We start from the raw sequence: 18775 nt of genomic DNA on the forward strand, positions 1-18775 counted from the left end.
TGAAGGAGGAGGGGAGCGGATGCGCGGCGGCGCTCACAGCTTGGCCAGTTCGACGCGCCGGTTCTTCGCGCGTCCGGCATCGCTGGCGTTGTCGGCGACCGGCTGGGTGTCGCCCTTGCCCTGCGGAAGCAGACGCGTACCGGCGATGCCGTAGTCGCGCGCCAGCGCCAGCACCACGGCGTCGGCGCGGCGTTGCGACAGCGCCAGGTTGTAGGCCGGCGTGCCCTTGTTGTCGGTATGGCCGATCACCGCGACCTTGAGCGAGGCATCGTCCTTGAGCAGTTGCGAGATCTGATCCAACTGCGGCTTCGACTCGGGCTTGATCTCGGACTTGTCGAAGTCGAACAGGATGCCGTACACGGAGATGTTGCCGGTGCGGGCGATAGCGCGGGCCATTTCGGCGGCGCTGGAGGTTTTCGCCTGCGCCGGCGTTTCCTTCACCTGGGTGGGATGCTCCTGGATCTTCGGTTCGCGGTCCTGGATTTTCGGTTCGCGATCGGTCACCGCCGGTTCCTTGCGCTCCACCGCCGGCGCTTCCGCCGCCTTCGTCGCCGCCACCGCTTTCACCTTGTCCGCGTCCATCGACTTGGTCTCGACCACGTCCACCAGCACGCGCGGCAGGATGTGGCCTTCGTCGCTGTCGCCGGCCAGCAGCGCGACATAGGCGACGCCTTCCGGCCGCGTCGCCTTGTACAGGCCGTAGCGCGCGTGATTGGCGTAGTGGCGGCCGTTGTCGGCGATGTCGAAGTTGTCGAGCAGATCGCCGAGCTGGCTGGGATCCTTGCGCGAACCGGCCAGGCAGGCGTTGTCGTTGCAGGCGTAGACCTGCTCGAAACCGTTGGCCTTGAGCTTGCTTTCGTAGTTGCGGAACAGCTCCAGCGAGGAACGCTCGGCCGGCGCCTCGTAGCGGATGCGGGTGCGGCGGCCTTCCAGCTTCAGCCAGGCCGCGCCGGAGCGGTCTTCGAGCGCGTCGCGTTCGAGCATCGATTGATAATCGACCGGCGCCTGCAGCAGCGAGGCTTCATCGAACTGCTGTTGCTTGTAGGCGCGGATGCTCGCGCCTTCGTAGCGGCCGACCAGCGGATGGTCCTGGCCGGTCTCGGCCGAATCCTGTGCCTGCGCGCCGAAGCACGCCGATACCGCCAGCGCCAGCCCGAGCAGGCCGGCAAGACGCGAAGGGGAAGTGAGCGTCGTCATATCTCGATGATTCCTGGGTCTGATGGAAGAAGGAGCGTTACGGGCAAGAGGGATTGCAGGCCGTCACGTCCACGCTGAATTCGCCATGGGTCCGGTTGGTGTCCCGCTGGCGGGTGAAGTGCTGCTTGATCTGCATGACGTCTTTCTTCGCGCCGATGCGGGTCACCACGAACTCGGCCGGGCCGTCGTTGAAGGCGCGCTGGAAAATTGTGTGCGCGCCGGGGTAGGGCAGTTCGTAGTCGGTCACGTTCGGGAACATCGACAACGGCGAGAGCGTCACCTGCCTCACTGTCGTGTACTTGTCCTTGAAGTCCACGACCGCCGGCTGCAGTTCGATGCGCAACCGGTCGCCGCGCAACTCGCCGCGCACCGGAATGCGGAAGAACGCCGGCGCCAGCGAACGCACCATCGTGCCGCCCTTGTCCATCATGATGCTGCCCGGGTCGTAGCCCGAGTAACCGCCGTCGTTGAGCATGTTGCCGGCGAGCGGTTCGATGCGGGTCTGGTGGAACACGGTGCCTTTCGCGAATTTCGGGAACAGCACGCGGATGGCGTCGTCCTTCGACTTGAACAGCGAGGCGTTGCCGATCAGTTCGCCGCTCAGTGGGATCGCCGCGCCCGTGGCGCCTTTGGGATAGCGAAGGATCAACTGCCCGCTGGTCTTGATCCGGAACCACCACCACGGCGCGCCGATCTTCGATACGACGCCCTTCATCTCCGCCGCGACCGGGCCGGTGAAGGTCTGGCAGTAACGGTCGAAATAGCGATTGGCGGCGTAGCCGACCAGATCGTTGGCGACCTTCGGCAAGGCCAGTCCGCTCCAGCCCGAAGCGTAGGTCAGCGAAAACTTCCACAGGCTTTCGATGGTTTGCTGCACGGCCGGCACCTTGTCCGCGCCGGAAATTTGCCCGATCAACTTGGTCGGCACGTTCTCCTTCAACCAGCCCTCGATGAGTTGCCCGGGCGTGGTGACCAGGCCCAGGCTGAAGTCGACGAACTTCAGCGCGTTGATGACGATGTCGAGCTGATCGCAGACCACGTTGCCGTGCTGCAGCTTGGCCAGCACCTGCTTGGATTGCTGGTTGGACTGCCTGGCTTTCTCCTGCCATTCGCTCAGTTGGCGGCGCAGCGGCTCGGCGGCTTGGCGGATGCGCGGACTGAGGCTGCGCAGACGGTTGAACGGCTCGATCGATTTCACCCAGCCCGGCGCTTGTCCGCGCGGTTGTGCGGACTGCATCGCCTTGCGTAGCTCACCGAGCTTGTTCTTGAACTCGTCCTTGGCCGGCGAATCGGGCAGCGCCTGGATGTGTTGGTCCACCAGGTCCACGGTCTGGTACGTGGTCTCGGACAGTTGCCGGGCTTCCTGTTCGATTTCCTTCGGCGACAAGGGTTCGCACAGCATGACCGGGTCGACCACGTCGAATTCGCTCTTGGCGCCGACCGTGCCGGCATTGGCGAGGATCTGATGCATGCCGGTGACACTGGGCGTGTAGACGGTTTCGAAGGTGCCCGAGTTGCGGATGTCGACCTGCAGGACGGTCGGCGGTTGCGGACGCATCTGGTCGCTCATGGGCTGCGCGCCGGTGTCCATTTCCTGCGTGCCGGCCGGGCAGCCTTGATCGGGCGGGCCGGGCGGCTCTTTCTTTTGCCGCGAGGTGACGGTGACCGACAAGGTTTTGCCCGCCAGCGCCAGCGAGGCGACGCCGCGGATCTTGACCGGCCTGCCCATGGCGGTGGTGTAGGGCTGGCCGGGCACCGGCGCGGTCCAGGCCTGGCCCAGCGCGAGATCGCCGGGGACGGCTTCCACATACAGATCGACATCGCGCGGCTGCATGGCCTGGACGCCGTCGTCGTCGGCGCCGCCGGCGGGCGGCTGCGCCATGGCCGCGGGCAGGGTCAACAAAGCGCCGGCCAGGCAGACGGCGATGCGGGCGCTGATGCGCGAAGTCGTCGCCATGTCTCAGCTTCCGCTCGCGGCCGAGATCAGCGCCGCCGGCAGTTCGGCCGCATGCATCTCGTCCTGGCCGTAGGCCTGGGTGTAGACCTTGCCCGGGGCTTGCTCGGGCCGGCAGCGGCCGACCCATTCGGCGAAGTGGCTGCTCTTGTCGTTGCTCTCCACCGCGGCCGTGCCGCGTTGGACGACGACGTCGCGGAAGTAGAGGTTGTTGCTGTCGATGCGCACGCGCGAGGTGACGGTGCGATCCGGGTAGCGGCATTGGGTGGTGCCCAGGTACAGGTCGGGCTTCGGGGTGCCGTCCTCGACGCTGCATCGGGCTTGCCCCGCCGGCGGCGGGGGCGGGTCGATCAGCGCGGCGCTGGCGGCGTCGATGCACAGGTAGACCTTGCCGCGTTCGCTCAGTGTGTCGAACTGCACGCCTTCGACCCGCCACAGGCCGGGCTTGAGCCGGGACTTCCTCGCGCCGGCGGCGGCCGAGGCCAGCGTCTGCGCCGATGCAGTCGCCGCTTCATGGGTCTTCCAGCCGATTCCCACCGGCGCCGGGTTGGCGGCATCGGCACCGAGCCGGCCGCAGCCCAGGCCGGAGGCGGCGATGGCCAGCGTCAGGACGAGGGCGGAACGGGTCTTGGCGGTCATGGGAGTCTCCGGGGAGCGGCGCGGGGGAGCCGTCGATGGGCGCCACCGTAGTGACCGGCATTGGCGCCGGCCCGGAGGAAAACTTCCTTTTTTTGTGATTTTTCTTTTGTCGGGGCGGGAAATGCGCGCGCACAGCGACCGGCCGCACGTTTTGGTAGTGACGGCGGGACAGGGAAGAGGTCTCGGGAGGCGGGCGAGTTGCTGGCGAAGCTGCGTGGCATTGCCGGCGGTGACGCCGGCTGAGGCCGGGGCCATGAACCCGCGGCCATGAACCCGCGGCGCGGTGCCGATGGCTACCGATGCGCGGCGGGCGAGATCATGAGTTCATCGGGGCGAGAGCAGGGCTTGCCTGCCCGCCGGGATCGCCGGTGCGTATCGGCAATCGCGCTCCCGGCGTTGCACCGGGAGCGAATGCGGCCGGCGCGACGGCATTGCTTCAGCGACTGCCGCGCCAACCTGCGGAAAAGGGCGGGCGTTCAGCGCCCGCCCGTTTCTCAGCCGCCCATCCGTGGTCCGCTGCGGCTGGGCTCGTCCGGGTTTTGCGACAGCGCCAGCGAGCGTTGCTGATCCTGCTGCTGGTTGGCGGCATCGAGCTTGTGCAGGTTGTCCGCCAGCGGTTGCTTCACGGCCTCGGCCTTGTCCACATGCGGCCGCAGCACGTCCATCTCGTTGCCCGGGTTGGTCCACATCGCGAACACGTTGCCGTTGGTGGGGCTGGCGCGCACCTCCTGGATCTCCGGCAGCGGCGGCGTATGCAGCTTGGCCTCCACGGCCAGGGCGCCGGCGATGCGCTCCTTGTCCTGCTGGTTGTTGTAGACGCCCGCGTCCGGGCCGAGCTTGTCCAGGCCGGCCAGGGCCTGCTTGAACAAGGGGTCGTCGCGCAGCGCGGCTTCGCGCTGCGCATCGGCGGGATGGGCGTCGTTGGCGCTGAAGGTGCGTCCGGAATTGCCCAGCCCCGGCACCGTGGGCTTGATCGACTCGTCCAGCGCGCGGCCGGAGGCCGGCGCCCAATGGCCGAAAAAGCCGTCGTTCTTCGGTTCGGGCTGGCGCGCGTCGCGCAGCACGCTGTCGGCCAGGGTGTTGGAATTCTGCAGTTGCGGGTCGTAGGGGTACTTGTCGTCCTTGGTCTGGGCGTTGGCGACCATCTGATCCCAGGTCTTGGACAGGTCCGGCCCGCTGGCGATCAGCTCGTGATACTGCTTCTGTCCCGCCGCGTTGGGATTGGTCGGATGGTCGGGATTGGTCGCATCGAAAGGCAGATTGGTCTCGACCTGCATGCGCCCGTAGGGCAGGCCCGCCTCGGGCTCCCCGGTCCAGCCGCTGATGGTGTGCTGGTTGCCGTCCTTGTCGGTGTAAAGAAGATACTTGTGGTGATAGTCCTTCCCAAGCGCCGATCCGATATTGCGGTATCCGACTTCGATTTTCTCGTCCATGGCCGGCTGCCTTCCTTATTGATTCTTGAGATGGACCGCGGCGACCTTCGCCAGCTTGCCGCTGGCATCGAAGCTGAAGGTCATCACGACCGAGCGGGCGTCCGGGTCGAGCATCGCCTGCCCCTTGTTGTCGCGCACCACCAGTTTGTCGGCCGAGTCTTCGATGATCTTCGAGCTCGGCGAGGACTTGAACGAATCGGCGACCGCGGCCTTTTCGGTTCCCAGCGGAATATGCTTGACGACGATGGCGCTGACGTCGAGCTGCTCGAAGCGAACCGGCTTCGGCGAGGAATAGATTTCTTCCAGCATGTCGTGAACTCCTGATTTCATGGCCCTATCCCGCGTCAGATTAGCGTTTTGCGCGCCCGCCATCCCGCAGGACGACAGCGGCAGCATTGCGGCGGCGGCGATCGCGAAGGACATCGTCCAGCCGGGTAACTTGCGTATTGTCATTAGGATCTCCTGCCGCATTACGGGCAATGCGTGCGCCGAGTGTAAAACCGTTTCGACACGCCTGCCGGGGCGGCGGGCTCATTGTCGTGGCCGCAAACGCCCAGTGCGGTACGCAAAGCGCGAGAACCGTGGGCGATGTCTCGTCGCGCCGGATCAGCCCTTGCGCACGCAGGCCGCGCAGGCCTGCGCGTACACGCGGACCAGTTCGCGCTTCAGAGCGGCTTGTGTCTGTGCGATCTGGGTTGCATGCGAGGGCGATGCGCTCGAGTCGGTGCGCTCAGGGGCGGTGTGCGGAGAATCGGGCCGCTGCGCTCGCCGTGATCCGGACTGAGCCGGTTCGTGCCTGGACAATTCCTGGAAGGGGATCGGTCGCCGTGTCATGGAGGTTCTCCACGTGATTCCAATTTTCCGAAAGATACCTAATTGTTGACTACGTCATGTGGCCAACGGGAGGTCACCCAAAATCCACTTTTTCCACTGCGTTCCGTCTTTATGTCGCCAGCATGGCGACGCTTTCGCGTCATTGGGTAGTATCTGGGGTGTTGCCGGCAGGGTATAGGACGATGGCTTGCGGCCAGCATATGTGCAGATAGTGGACAAAATATGGACGGACGGTGCCGCCCTGAACCATCACGGCTTTTCTGGGGGCCTGCTTCGGGAGGATGGAGCCGTGAGCAAGAACATGAAGAACCAGGCCCCAAGGAAATTTATCTATGTCGATAAGTCCTGAGCTGCAAGCCAAGATTGATGCGCTCGAAGACGAAAATCTCAAGGCCAGAATTCTTCGCACGCTCAGAAGCACTGGCAAGAAGCAAGTAACGGATGAGGAAATTTACGAATCGATCTTGTCTTCCTACACGAAAGCCAAAGAGCGGCGAGCGCGGCTGAGACAGTGGCGGCCCAATGAAGTGGCAGCCTTCGCGCAGTACTTCAGGGAAAAAAGACCCGGCGACTATGCTGAATTCATAAGGCAGGAAAAGGAATTCAAGGAGATCGAACCTGGCTTCGCCTGGGGGATTCGCCAGCTTATTTGGGAGTGGATGCCTGAATTAAATGGCGATGACTGCGACGAGTTGTTCGGCGAGTTTCGCGATTACATCAAGCTGCATTTGACCTAGCCAAAAGATGGGCGGGTAAGGATGAGCTATCTTTTGGCGCAACGATCCTGCTTCTAGCAACGCGCCTTTCAAGTAACCTAAGCATGAAGCGCTAGGTTTTAAGGAAATATATCTATGTCCATCAGCCCTGAACTGCAAGCAAGGATCGATGCACTGGAAGACGAAAGGCTTAAGGCCGAAATTCTAGATGTGCTTACAGGGCCTGGGAAGAAGCGGGCAACCGATGAGGCGATTTACGAATCGATCGTGTCCGATTACACAGCGGGCAAAGAGCGGCAGGCCAAGTTGAGGAGGTGGCAAGACGACGAGGTGGTCGCATTCGCGTGGTATTTCAAGGAAAAGAGATCGGAAGACTATGTTGAGTTTCTGCGGCAGGAGAAGGAATCCAATGAGATCGAATCCGAACTTGCCTGGGGTGTCCGTCGCCTGATGCGGGAATGGATGCCGGACTTGAACTCCGATGACCGTTCTGAGCTATTCAGCAAATTTCGCGATTACGTCAAGTTGAATTTGGTCTGATCAGGGAGGCGCGGATTGCCGCGAGATGAGCTGCCCCGGATTTTCTGGAAGCTCCATTCTCCAAGAGAATGGAGCCATGAACAACAACATGAAGAACCAAGTCTCAAGGAAATTTCTCTATGTCCATTAGTCCTGAACTGCAAGCAAAAATCGATGCGCTGGAAGACGAAAGGCTTAAGGCCGACATTCTTGATGTGCTTACCGGGCCTGGAAAGAGGCGGGCGACCGATGAGGCGATTTATGAAATGATCGTGTCCAGTTACACGGAATCCAAGGAGGAATGGAGCCGGCGGAGGCAGTGGAAGGACGACGAAGTGGCTGCTTTTGCACAGTATTTCAAGGAAAAGAAGCCGGCGGATTTTGTTGAGTTCATAAGGCAGGAAAAAGAATTCAACGAGATCGAGTCGGTGCTTGCCTGGAACGTTCGTCGTCTGATATGGGAATTGATGCCGGACTTGGATCAGTCGGACTGTACTGGGCTATTCGGTAAATTTCGCGATTACGTCAAGCTACATTTGATCTGATTAAGGAGGATCAGATGGCCACCAGTTATTTCTTGGCTGATACGAATAGTTTGATTTATGCCTATCGTGCGGGTGGCCCTCAACTGCTCGATACATACCGAAAGGTTGCGCGAGCGGAGGGGCATGAGTTCGCTATCACCAAAACTATCGAGACCGAGATTGAGGATGGTCCCCTTAAGCAAGAACTTAGTCAGTACATTGCTGACCGGAAAATTAAGGTCCTCGATGCTGCCGAGACTCAGCAGAAAGTACGATCCGATCCCGAAAAATTCTCCAAGAACGCAGGCGAGCGCTCCCTGCTCGAAATCGCCACCCGCGAGCACGCGGAAGGCCGCAGCGTCATCATCTGGTCGGACGACAAGCTCTTCGCTTCGCCGCAGATACAGCGTCAGTTGCAGCGGGAGTTGCCTGGCCTGCGAACGACGACCACGGCCGAATTGATCGACCGGACATTTCGCGATGGCACCATCTCCGAAGCCGAGTATCAACAGCATGTCGTGGGCTATCGCAAACTGAGCGATTTTCAGGACAGCCCCCGCCTGAACTCATTCGATCCCGCCTTGTCAGCTGCATCGGTCGATCTTGATCAGGCCGACGAGGCCTTGCGCGGCCCAAAAGGGCAAAGCGGCTCCATCTCCAAGGACTTGCTCGTCGGCGAGCGCCCCATCCATACACTGGCCCGCTCAGGAGGCCTGCTGGCCACAGGTGTCGATCTGACTCTCAGCGCCCAGCGTTCGGCCGAGCTGCTTGAGCAAGGCAATCTGCGAGCCGCTCAGTCCGAATCGAGTCGCACGATCGCGCGCAATGCCGGCGCATGGATAGGCGGCACTACCGCCGCTTATGTGGTGGGCTCCTCGGGCTATGTTCCCGTCGCGCTGATCGTGGCCGACGCCGCGCTGCTGGCCAAGGCCGCGGATAAAGCCGTCGATCTGGTGGAGGACTACCAGATCCATCACCAAGCCGACAAAAATGGCGTCGTCTGGACGTTTGCCGACGGCAACTGGGTCCGGCCGGCTGCGCTCGACAGGACGCCGGATGGCATAAGCAATCCGGTAACTGGAGTCGTCGGCGCAAATTATGAGAAGGCGCGCGAACTGGGTTACCGCGCGACCAATGAAGCTGTCGAACTCGCATTGGGCAAGATGCCGCCGCCCCAGGATCCGTTCAACCTGCCCGCGCGGGAAAGCGATCGGATGGGGCTGGACAACAACCACTGGCGGCGAGATCCGGCTACGGAACAATGGGTGCGTTCGGTCAAGGTCGCCGAGACGGGAGCCAACGATCGCGGCGTCTACGAACAGCAAATCGCCTCCCCGCAGCGAGCCGACGAACTCAGTCGCGAATCGCTCGGACGAATTCAGACCAACATCGCCACCGGGCGAGAAGCGGTCGCGATGGTCTACCAGGAAAACTACGCCGCGCAGCGATGGCGCGATTTCGACGGTATTCCTGCCGCCGTGGCCGCGGCCACGCCGCGGCCCGATACGTTGATGGCGTCGGACAAGAACCTCTACCAGCGCAGCGACGCCGGAGTGTGGTCGAGCGGCGGCAAGGTGGCGCAGGGCAGTCTGGAACTGGAACTGGAGTTGACCCGGGCGGCGCGTCAGCCATCGCTTGAGCAACACAGCCAGCGCCTCGCCAGCCTGGAGGCGCGGCCTGCGCCCACTGCCGAACAGAACCAGCAGAACGAATTGCTGCATCGCTACCGCGTCGCCGGCGTCGAACTCGATCCCGATTGGCAGCAGGCGATCGTTCTGGCGACCCGGCGCACGCGCGACGAACATGGACTCGCGGGGCCGGGGTCCATGCAGTTGCAGAACAAGACCGGCGGCAAGACGGCAGCCGACAATGCCGTCGCGGCCGATAGTCCCGTAGCGCACTATCAGCGTGGCCTGGACGGGGTGGAACGTATCGCTGCGGTCACCAGCACGCAGGACATCGAGCAGGCGCTCAAAGAAGTGCGGGCGAGCCGGCAGGAGTCCGCGCCGCTGCCCGACTCGCCGGAAATGCGGATTACAGCGCAATCGCCTCAGGAGCGCGAGGCCTATCGACAAGCCTTGCGCGAAGCCAATCGCCAAGGCGTGTCTGTCCAGGAGGCGCAAACGCTTGCGACCCTGGCGGCCGTCGAAGTGCGCGCTCCGCGTGTCGACGGAGCGCACAGGCGGATCGAAGTCGAATCAACGGTCGAGCGAGAACGCGAACGCGATGTCGCGGCGCAGGCGCCGGTTTCTGCCGGGGCCGACATGCCTGCCGTGCCCGTGCTTCAAGCGGCAGCCGTTGCGCCTGAACTGGAAGGGCGCGCTCAAGGGCAAGAGCGGGAGACGATCACGCCTTCTGCTCAGTCTGCGCAGCCTGCGATACCCCAATCGTTTGCCGTGGCTGACGCGCCATCGGCGGCCGTGCAAGCAGCGGCGGTCCCGGCTTTTCCGTCGGCTACACCGCAGACGCCCCAATCGCAGTCGCCTGCGCAAACGCCGGATGCCGTGGCGCAGTCCGTGCCGTCTGCCGATGCGCCGATGCCGCAGCCGTCGAAAGCAAATGAGCGGACTATCGCGTCGGAGGTATCGATCACGCCGGATGCCGCCACGGCCGGGCCCGTCCCGCTTGCCGGGGCCGGGGCCGGGGCCGGGTTAGGCGTGCCGGAAGGTCTGCGCCTTGGGGATCGTGGCGACGACGTGGAATTCTTGCAGTTCCGCTTGCAACGGGCCGGTGCTCGCGGCCCGGACGGGCGACCGGTGACGCAGGATGGCTATTACGGGGTGGAAACCGAATACGCGGTGAGGCAGTTTCAGCAGGCGCAAGACCTTCCTGTCACGGGCGTGGCCGACCAGGCCGTGGACATGGCGCTGGTGCAGGCTCAGCGGCCCGGTGTTGGATCGCCAAAGCCGCCGCAGCCAGTGATGCCCGCGCAAGCTGTCGCAGAACTGACCGTCGAGCGCTCCTATCCCGAGATTTCGCCGGCACGGGCGCAATTCGCTAACGAGGCGCCGCCACTGAGTGTGGCGCCGCATGAAGCGCGGATTGCGGCGGCGCAGACACTGGCCGGTTCGTCTCGAGGGGCGTCGCAATCGGCGGCGGAAACGCGGGCGCAAATGGAAGATGCGGCGCATTCCATCAATGCGCCACCCAGCGCGGGCAGCCCGGGCGGCAAAACGCAGCGACAGGAGCCCGGGCGCGATGACGCGCAGGCTATTGCTGCACAACCTCATGGGCCATCGCAGGCCTTTGCGTCCGATCATCGTGACTACGCGTTGTTCGCCGCAATCCAGGCGCGATTGCCGAAGGACACGCAGGACGACAAGACCGCCGAATTGATGCACGCCGCCAAATTGGGCGGTGTCGATCGCGTGGACAAATTCAAGGACGTGGTGGTCGTCGGCGATCGCGCCTTCGCTTACGGACATGTCCCCGGCTTCTACGGCAACGTATCGCTCACAGCGTCGGCGCCGGAATTGGAAGACACGCTGAAGCGCACGCAGGCCTTCGATCAGAAACAGGCGCTGGAGCTGGAGCAATTTCAGCGGCAGCAGGAAGAACTGAATCGCAACCACACCGATCCAGTGATGAGGTTAGGCGCACAGACCCTTCAACCCGCGATGTCCGACGGGCCGAGCGCTGGCGGGGGCGGCGGTGACGGAGGTTGACGTGCGCGTGGGGACAATCCTTGCCGGCATGTACGGCCCGAACGGCTGAAGGCATGAGAGAGGGGCTCAGGTTCCCGTCCCTTGCATGCCCGAGCTTTGATCTGAATCAATTCGCGACAGTGGCACGCCGCAAAGACGGCGCAAGAGACGAGGAAGCTGGGGCGGCGGGCGAAATGTGGACAGGCAGCGGCGCGTGGGTGGCGCCTGCGCCGACCACCGCCATCCCCGGCCGGTCCACAGGCCATCGTCCACGCTGCCGGCCGGAAGCTGGACGCTTGCAGTCCAGTTGGTCACGCAGTTCGCCGGCTTATCGCGGGACACTGCCGGAACGGCGGAAGGCCGATTTCGCGCAAGCAAGATTGTTCCGATATGGACAGTCTTGAGCAGGCACAGCAAAAAGGCCCCGAAGTCCCGCGTATCCGCGGCTTTCGGAGCCTTTGCTGTTCAACGATTGGTCGGGGAGACAGGATTCGAACCTGCGACCTCTACGTCCCGAACGTAGCGCTCTACCAGACTGAGCTACACCCCGACTTCGTGAGCCGCAAATTCTAACGATACCCACGGGGCCGGCGCAAGGGGGCGGTGCGAAGAAAATCGCCGCGACGCCCCCATAGCCCGCTGCGACGGTGTTTTTGCCTCGATGCCGGCCGCGGCGCGAGCCACGGACGGGGGCGGACGTTAGACTATCGGCGGCGCTCAATCCGCCGGCGCCAGCGCTCGCGGCGCCGCCGGCGACGCCCCGGCCCGCAATCGACGTACGTATTGGAGTTTCGCTTGATCAAGCCTCGCACCCCGCCCGGGGTCATGGAGCTGTTGCCCCGTGACCAGATCGCGTTTCAGCGCATGCTCGACACGATCCGGCGCAATTTCGAGCGTTTCGGCTTCCTGCCCGTGGAAACGCCGGTCATGGAACTGACCGAGATGCTGCTGACCAAATCCGGCGGCGAGACCGAGCGGCAGGTGTATTTCGTCGAATCCACCGGCTCGCGCGAGAAGAACGCGCAGGCCGGCGGCGCGGCGCTGCCGGAACTGGCGCTGCGCTTCGACCTGACCGTGCCGCTGGCGCGCTATGTGGCCGAGCACGAGCATCACCTCGCATTCCCGTTCCGCCGCTACCAGATGCAGCGCGTCTATCGCGGCGAGCGCCAGCAGGCCGGGCGTTATCGCGAGTTCTACCAGTGCGACATCGACGTGATCGGCAAGGACTCGCTGAGCGTTCGCTACGACGCCGAGCTGCCGGCGGCGATCTATGCGGTGTTCTCCGAGCTCGACATCGGCGCCTTCACCATCCAGCTCAACAACCGCAAGCTGCTGCGCGGCTTCTTCCAGGCCCAGGGCGTGGAAGACGGCGAACTGCAGGCGCTGGTGCTGCGCGAGGTCGATAAGCTCGACAAGCGCGGCGTCGAGTACGTGCGCGACACCCTCACCGGCGCGGACTTCGGCCTGTCGGCGGACGCGGTCGCCACCATCCTGAGCTTCGTGGAAACGCGTTCGACCTCGCACGCCGACGCCCTGGCCAAGCTGGCGGCCCTGGGCGAAGGCAACGACGCGCTGCGCGAAGGCGTGGCCGAACTGCGCGAAGTGCTGGAGCTGATCCGCGCGCTGGGCGTGCCGGAGCAGAACTACGCGCTGAATTTCTCGATCGCGCGCGGCCTGGACTACTACACCGGCACCGTCTACGAAACCACCCTCAACGATTTTCCGGGGCTGGGGTCGATCTGTTCCGGCGGGCGTTACGAGAATCTGGCCAGCAACTACACCAAGTCCAAGCTGCCGGGCGTGGGCATCTCGATCGGCCTGACCCGACTGTTCTATCAATTGCAGAAGGCCGGCATCGTCAGCACCGCCGACAGCAGCGTGCAGGTGTTGGTCACGCAGATGGACGACGCGCTGCTGCCGCACTGCCTGGCCTTGGCCAACGAGTTGCGCCACGGCGGCCTCAACACCGAAGTGGTGATGGAAGCCTCCAGGCTCACCTCGCAATTCCGCTACGCCGACCGCGCCGGCATCCGCTTCGTGGTCGTGCTGGGCGAGGACGAGATCGCCAAGGGCACCGCGACGGTCAAGGATCTGCGACGCGAAGACCAGTTCGAAGTGCCGCGCGCCGAGTTGGCGCGCACGCTGCGGGTCGAGCTGGAACAATCGCGGGTCATGAAGAAATAGGCATGCGGGGAACCGGCATGCGCCAGTCGGCCGGATGCGCGGGCCGTGCCGTCGTCGCGGATCGCACGATCCGGGCGCCGGCCGTTCGCAAGTCCGGTCATCGGAGCCACGCACGCGCAGGCGCGCGCGGCTCCCGTCACCTGGCTCGCCTTGCGCCGGATCGCGATCCGGCATCGGGGCGGGCCGATTCCACGCCGCGGCGAGCACCTGCCGCCGCGGTTCCCAATGTTGCATTGACGCACCGACTCCCGAGTACGCTCGGCCGGGTTTAACCGTTCGCGGTCAGATCCGCCGTTCAGATGATCGCCAGGGTGCGAGGCGAGGTTACAAATGAACAAGATCCAGCTCGACGGCCGTTCGCTGACGCGGTCGCAACTCGTCGCCGTGGCTTACGGCGCCCAGGTCGAACTAGCCGCGGCGCAGCTGCCGGCGGTGGCGCGCGCGGCGGATTTCCTCGCCGAGCAAGTGCGCCGCGAGGAACCCATCTACGGCGTTTCCACCGGCTTCGGCAGTAACGCCGACCGCCTGCTCGGTTCGCATCATCTGCGCGATCAGCTGCCGGGCGCGAAGCGCTCGCAGGAAACCCTGCACGAAGAACTGCAGCGCAATCTGATCGTCACCCACGCGGTCTGCGTCGGCGACGCGTTCGCTCCCGAGATCGTGCGCGCGATGCTGTGCATCCGCGTCAACACCTTGATGCGCGGCCACTCCGGCATCCGCGTGGAGACCTTGCAGGCGCTGACGGCGATGCTCAACGCCGGCATCGTGCCGGTGGTGCCGCAGCTGGGTTCGGTCGGCGCCAGCGGCGATCTGGCGCCGTTGTCGCATCTGGCGATCGTGCTGCTCGGCGGCGGCGAAGCCTTCTTCGAAGGCGAGCGCATGCCCGGCGCGCAAGCGCTGGAACGCGCCGGCCTCAAGCCGGTCAAGCTGTCGTACAAGGAAGGCCTGGCGCTCAACAACGGCACCGCGCAGATGCTGGCGTGCGGCGTGCTCGCGCTGGCGCGGCTGGAAGACATGCTCGACACCGCCGATCTGGCCGCGGCGATGACCATCGACGCCTTCGCCGGCCGCCTGGGCGCGTTCGCCGAGGAAGTGCATGCGCTGCGTCCGCATCCGGGCCAAGTGCAGGTCGCGGAGAATCTGCGCAAGCTGCTCGACGGTTCCACCCTGGCCGATATTCCGTATCACCTGGTGCCGCGTTTCCGTCCCTGGCTGCCGCAAAGCTGGGACACCGAGGCGGCGCAGCAGCTCAGCTTCGACATCGGCTGGGACTGGGTGCCGTTCGGCCAGCGCCACGGCCGCGAGAAGTTCTACAACCGTTTCCGTCCGTTCCGCGGCGGCAAGAAGCATCAGCCGCAGGACAGCTATTCGCTGCGTTGCATCCCGCAGGTGCACGGCGCGGTGCGCGACGCGATCGCGCAGGCCGCGCGGGTGCTGGAGATCGAACTCAACTCGCTGACCGACAACCCGATCGTGTTCCCGGACGCCAAGGCCGAGCACGTCGAGCAGCAGGTGATCTCGGCCGGCCATTTCCACGGCATGCCGCTGGCGCTGGCGATGAGCTACGTCAAGGCCGCGATCCCGGTGTTGGCGAGCATCTCCGAGCGCCGCCTCAACAAGCTGGTCGATCCGGCCACCAACGACGGCCTGCCGGGCTTCCTGATCGGCAATGAAGATGCGACCGAGTCGGGCCACATGATCGTGCAGTACACCGCCGCGGCGATCGTCAACGATCTGGCCAGCCGCGCGCATCCGGCCTCGGTCTATTCGATCCCGACCAGCGCCAATGCCGAAGACCACGTGTCGATGGGCGCCAACGAGGCGCGTCATGTGCTGGCGATGGCCGACGATCTGGGCAAGGTGTTGGCGCTGGAGCTGTACACCGCCGCACAGGCGCTGGATCTGCGTCGCGACATGATCAATGCCGCGCGCGATCTGGCCGATCGTGCCGACGCCGCCACGTTGGCTGCGAAGGTGTTCGGCGGCCCGGCCGCCGATTCGGCCGAGCATGCCGGCTTCATCGCCGAGGTCGAGGGCCTGCGCGCCGAACTGTCGGCGGCGGCGGAGTTCCGTCCCGGCCGCGCGGTGGCGATCGCGCACGCGAAGCTGCGCGAAGCGATCGCGTTCCTGGATCACGATCGCGCGCTGGACGGCGAAGTGGCGACGGCGGTGCGGCTGGTGCGCGAAGGCACGGTGTTGTCGGCGGTACGTGCGGGCATGCGCGACTGACGCAGCGGCGTGCAGTTGCCTGGCCCCTCTCCCGCTGGCGGGAGAGGGGTTGGGGTGAGGGGCGTCCGGTTCGCGTTGACTATCATCATGTTCGCCCCGCTTCGAGGCCGTCATGAACACCATCCGCCACAACGATCGCGTATTCACGGTAGAAGCCCTGCTGGCGCCGGAAGAATGCGCGCAGTTGATCGAGCTCGCTGAGCAACACGGCTTCGAAGCCGCTGGCGTGCGCACGGCGGCCGACAGTCAGAAGTCGATGCCGCATGTGCGCAACAACGAACGTGTGGTGTTCGAATCGGCGGACTGGGTCGAACGGCTTTGGCAGCGTTTGCGCGCGGTGGACTTGCCCGAGCTCGACGGCCATCGCGCTGTTGGCCTGCCGCGCGCGCTGCGCTTCTACAAATATCACCCGGGCCAGCGGTTCCGCATGCACAAGGACGGGCCGTGGATCGAAGACGGGCTGAGCAGCCGCTTGACCTTCCTGGTCTATCTCAATGAAGGCTTCCTCGGCGGGGATACCGATTTCCGCCAGTTCCGCGTGGTTCCCCGGACCGGCGATGCCTTGTTGTTCGTGCACGACACCTGGCACGAAGGCGCGGCGGTAGAGGCCGGGATCAAGTACGCGCTGCGGTCGGACGTGATGTACGCGCCGTGTCGAAGTCTTTTGTAGGAGGGGCTTCAGCCCCGATGCTCTTTTCTCGGATCGCCGGAATGATGCGCTTCAAGCAATGAAGCTTGGTGGCTATCTGAGCGAAAAGCATCGGGGCTGAAGCCCCTCCCGCATAAGGCCTCGTGCTTTCAGCTCAAGCCGCCGCCGCGCCCCAGACCCGCACGCAATCGCGCCCCTCGGCCTTGGCCAGATACAGCGCCTGATCGGCGAACTGCAGCGCCGCTTCCACGCCCATGTCCGAGTCCGGGGTGATCTCGTGCACGCCGATGCTCGCGGTCACCGGGATGTCGTGGCTGCGGCTGGGGCAGGGCTGGGAACGCAGGCGCAGGCGCAGGTCTTCGGCCACGCGCGCGCCGCTGTCCAGGTCCTGATCGGGCAGCACCGCGACGAATTCCTCGCCGCCGAAGCGGGCCAGCAGGGCGTGCTGCGGAATCAGCACTTGCGCGATCAGGCCCGCGGCCCAGCGCAGGCATTCGTCGCCGACCAGATGGCCGTGGTGATCGTTGATCTGCTTGAAGTGGTCCAGGTCGATCATCATCAGCACCAGCGGCCGGCGCTGGCGCCGCGAGCGATGCAGCAAGGCCTCGAAGGCTTCGCGGAAATGGCTGCGGTTGTGCAGGCCGGTCAGGCCGTCGCGCTGCGAGGTCTCGCGCAGGCGCGTGTGCGCGTCCTCCAACTGCTCCAGCGTGCTGCGCAGTTCCATGGTGCGTTGTTCGACCTTGTGCTCCAGTTGCTCCTTGGCTTCGCGCACCACCCGTTCGTTCTCGTTGCGCAGCGAGGCGTAGCGATAACCCAGCGCCACCGACAGCAGCAACATCTCCAGCGCCGAGCCGATCTGCACGCCGTATTCGGTGATGAACATCTTCGGCAGCAGGTCGAAGGCGATCGCTGCGAACATGCCGGTGCCCAGCAGGAACGCCGACCACGCCAGCAGGAACAACCGCGCCGGCTTGTAGCCGCGGCGCAGCACCACGATGGTTTCCACCGCGATCCAGGCGATGCTCACGAACACCGCGGCCGAGGCGATCGGCGTGGCGATGCGATACGGAATCTGCGTGGCGGCCAGGCCCAGCAGCACGAAGAACCCGATCATCCCCAGCCCGACCCGGTCGCCGAACCGCCATCGCTGCGCGAGCCCGAGGAAATTGCGCGCGAACTGCTGCATGCCGACCTGGGCCAGGCAGATCGACAGCGGCACCGAGTGATCGGCCAGCCACGGCGAGTTGGGCCACAGATATTCGAAGCCCAGGCCGTTGAGGGTCAGCAGCACTAGGCCGAACGCGCAGATATGCAGCAGATACCAGAAATAGCTGCTGTCGCGCAGGCTCAGCCATAGCACCAGATTGTAGAAGAACAGCGCGACCAGGATGCCGTAGTACAGGCCGATGCCGAATTGCGCATCGCGCGCCAGTTCGGTGAAGGCGTTGGGCGTGTACAGGGTCAGCGGCACCTGCATCGAGCTTTCGCTGCTCACCCGCACATAGATATCGACGATGCGATCGGGCGGCAGATCGATCTGGAAGTTCGGATGGCGGTAGCGGATGGTGCGCGAACTGAAAGGCAGGCTGTCGCCGCCGGCCTGATGCGCGACCGCGCCGTCGCGCGGCCGGGTGTACACGTCCAGGCGGTCGCTGAGGGCGAAGCCCTGCACCAGCAGCCAGTGCGGCACCTCGGCGTTGCGGTTGATCGCGGCGATGTGGAACCAGAACGCGCCGCGCTGGAAACCGAACGAGCTGTTGTTGTCCGGCACCGGTTTGAAGCGGCCCTGAGCGTGCAGGCGCTGCGCGCCGGCCAGGTCGAGCGTGCCGTCCAGATCGTGGTGGTAGGCGGTGAACGGCGCCAGCGCGACCTCGCGGGTGGACCGGTCCAGGTCCAGCACGCTCTGGGCGAGCGCCGCCTGCGTCCAGCATGCGGCGAGCAGGCACAGCAGCGCGAGCAGCCACGCGCGCGAAACGACGTTGCGCGGACGGCGCGAGGTGGGGGCGGGGATCGTATTCATCTTCCTTGGTCGGTTCCGACGCAGGCCTTTGCGTCGCGGCGGGGCAGGGCGTTCGGGGCGGCGGAAGGTATGGCTCGGGCGCATGCCTGAATTCTTAACGCAAATTCATCGCCAATCAGGCCGTCTTGACGACCGTTCGGCGGATCGCTAATGTATTAACGCGTTAGTACATTAATGCGCTTGTGTAGACTCAGGCCAAGTCCCGGCCCGAAGCAGGCGCCTTCCCACCGTCT

14 protein-coding genes and 1 tRNA gene are annotated in these 18775 nt (G+C 64.6%); 7 read left to right on the forward strand and 8 right to left on the reverse strand.

The genetic code is table 11. From position 1 onward, the window contains the following. Positions 1 to 33: 33 nt before the first annotated feature. The 5 genes from LG3211_RS08785 to LG3211_RS08805 form a co-directional block, all read right to left on the reverse strand. Positions 34 to 1197, reverse strand: coding sequence for an OmpA family protein (locus LG3211_RS08785; RefSeq protein ID WP_057942497.1), 1164 nt, complete (start codon positions 1195 to 1197; stop codon positions 34 to 36). Positions 1198 to 1234: 37 nt separating this feature from the next. Continuing rightward, positions 1235 to 3154: a hypothetical protein gene (locus tag LG3211_RS08790; RefSeq protein ID WP_057942498.1), complete on the reverse strand. Its 1920-nt coding sequence runs from the start codon at positions 3152 to 3154 to the stop codon at positions 1235 to 1237. A gap of 3 nt (positions 3155 to 3157) precedes the next feature. Beyond that, positions 3158 to 3790 carry a DUF3617 domain-containing protein gene (locus tag LG3211_RS08795; protein ID WP_057942499.1) on the reverse strand — a complete coding sequence of 211 codons (633 nt, stop codon included), beginning with the start codon at positions 3788 to 3790 and terminating at the stop codon, positions 3158 to 3160. Between the two features lie 494 nt (positions 3791 to 4284). Then, positions 4285 to 5223: an XVIPCD domain-containing protein gene (locus tag LG3211_RS26330; RefSeq protein WP_057942500.1), complete on the reverse strand. Its 939-nt coding sequence runs from the start codon at positions 5221 to 5223 to the stop codon at positions 4285 to 4287. A 15-nt stretch (positions 5224 to 5238) separates the two neighbouring features. Further along, the gene (locus tag LG3211_RS08805; RefSeq protein WP_237049858.1) at positions 5239 to 5646 is read right to left on the reverse strand and encodes a DUF6393 family protein; all 408 of its coding nucleotides are present in this window, start codon (positions 5644 to 5646) and stop codon (positions 5239 to 5241) included. A 743-nt stretch (positions 5647 to 6389) separates the two neighbouring features. On the opposite strand from LG3211_RS08805, the gene LG3211_RS08810 reads away from it, so the two are divergent. The 4 genes from LG3211_RS08810 to LG3211_RS08825 all read left to right on the forward strand — a co-directional run bounded on the left by LG3211_RS08810 (position 6390) and on the right by LG3211_RS08825 (position 11481). Then, positions 6390 to 6794: a hypothetical protein gene (locus LG3211_RS08810; RefSeq protein WP_057942502.1), complete on the forward strand. Its 405-nt coding sequence runs from the start codon at positions 6390 to 6392 to the stop codon at positions 6792 to 6794. A gap of 114 nt (positions 6795 to 6908) precedes the next feature. Next, entirely contained in the window at positions 6909 to 7313 is a 405-nt protein-coding gene (locus LG3211_RS08815) for a hypothetical protein (RefSeq protein WP_057942503.1), read from the forward strand. A 119-nt stretch (positions 7314 to 7432) separates the two neighbouring features. Continuing rightward, positions 7433 to 7837 carry a hypothetical protein gene (locus LG3211_RS08820; protein WP_057942504.1) on the forward strand — a complete coding sequence of 135 codons (405 nt, stop codon included), beginning with the start codon at positions 7433 to 7435 and terminating at the stop codon, positions 7835 to 7837. Positions 7838 to 7851: 14 nt separating this feature from the next. Next, a complete protein-coding gene (locus LG3211_RS08825) occupies positions 7852 to 11481 on the forward strand; it encodes a peptidoglycan-binding protein (protein WP_057942505.1) in 3630 nt (1209 codons plus the stop codon). A gap of 452 nt (positions 11482 to 11933) precedes the next feature. On the opposite strand, the gene LG3211_RS08830 is transcribed toward LG3211_RS08825, so the two are convergent. Further along, positions 11934 to 12010 (reverse strand) — tRNA-Pro (locus LG3211_RS08830). Between the two features lie 245 nt (positions 12011 to 12255). Here LG3211_RS08830 and hisS point away from each other — a divergent pair. The 3 genes from hisS to LG3211_RS08845 all read left to right on the forward strand — a co-directional run bounded on the left by hisS (position 12256) and on the right by LG3211_RS08845 (position 16543). Next, positions 12256 to 13644, forward strand: a complete 1389-nt coding sequence (gene hisS / locus LG3211_RS08835; RefSeq protein WP_083512872.1) for a histidine--tRNA ligase — start codon at positions 12256 to 12258, stop codon at positions 13642 to 13644. A gap of 330 nt (positions 13645 to 13974) precedes the next feature. Further along, entirely contained in the window at positions 13975 to 15873 is a 1899-nt protein-coding gene (locus LG3211_RS08840; RefSeq protein WP_057942507.1) for an HAL/PAL/TAL family ammonia-lyase, read from the forward strand. Positions 15874 to 15985: 112 nt separating this feature from the next. Beyond that, the gene (locus LG3211_RS08845; RefSeq protein ID WP_222837587.1) at positions 15986 to 16543 is read left to right on the forward strand and encodes a prolyl hydroxylase family protein; all 558 of its coding nucleotides are present in this window, start codon (positions 15986 to 15988) and stop codon (positions 16541 to 16543) included. Here LG3211_RS08845 and LG3211_RS27450 read toward each other — a convergent pair. Both LG3211_RS27450 and LG3211_RS08850 read right to left on the reverse strand, forming a co-directional pair. Continuing rightward, positions 16488 to 16634 (reverse strand): DUF6053 domain-containing protein, encoded by a 147-nt coding sequence (locus LG3211_RS27450; protein ID WP_222837588.1) that lies wholly within the window; start codon positions 16632 to 16634, stop codon positions 16488 to 16490. The two genes, LG3211_RS08845 and LG3211_RS27450, sit on opposite strands and share 56 nt — an antisense overlap. 42 nt (positions 16635 to 16676) lie before the next feature. After that, entirely contained in the window at positions 16677 to 18542 is a 1866-nt protein-coding gene (locus LG3211_RS08850) for a sensor domain-containing diguanylate cyclase (RefSeq protein WP_057942508.1), read from the reverse strand. Positions 18543 to 18775: the final 233 nt, after the last annotated feature.

The organism is Lysobacter gummosus (genome assembly GCF_001442805.1).
GTDB lineage: Bacteria > Pseudomonadota > Gammaproteobacteria > Xanthomonadales > Xanthomonadaceae > Lysobacter > Lysobacter gummosus.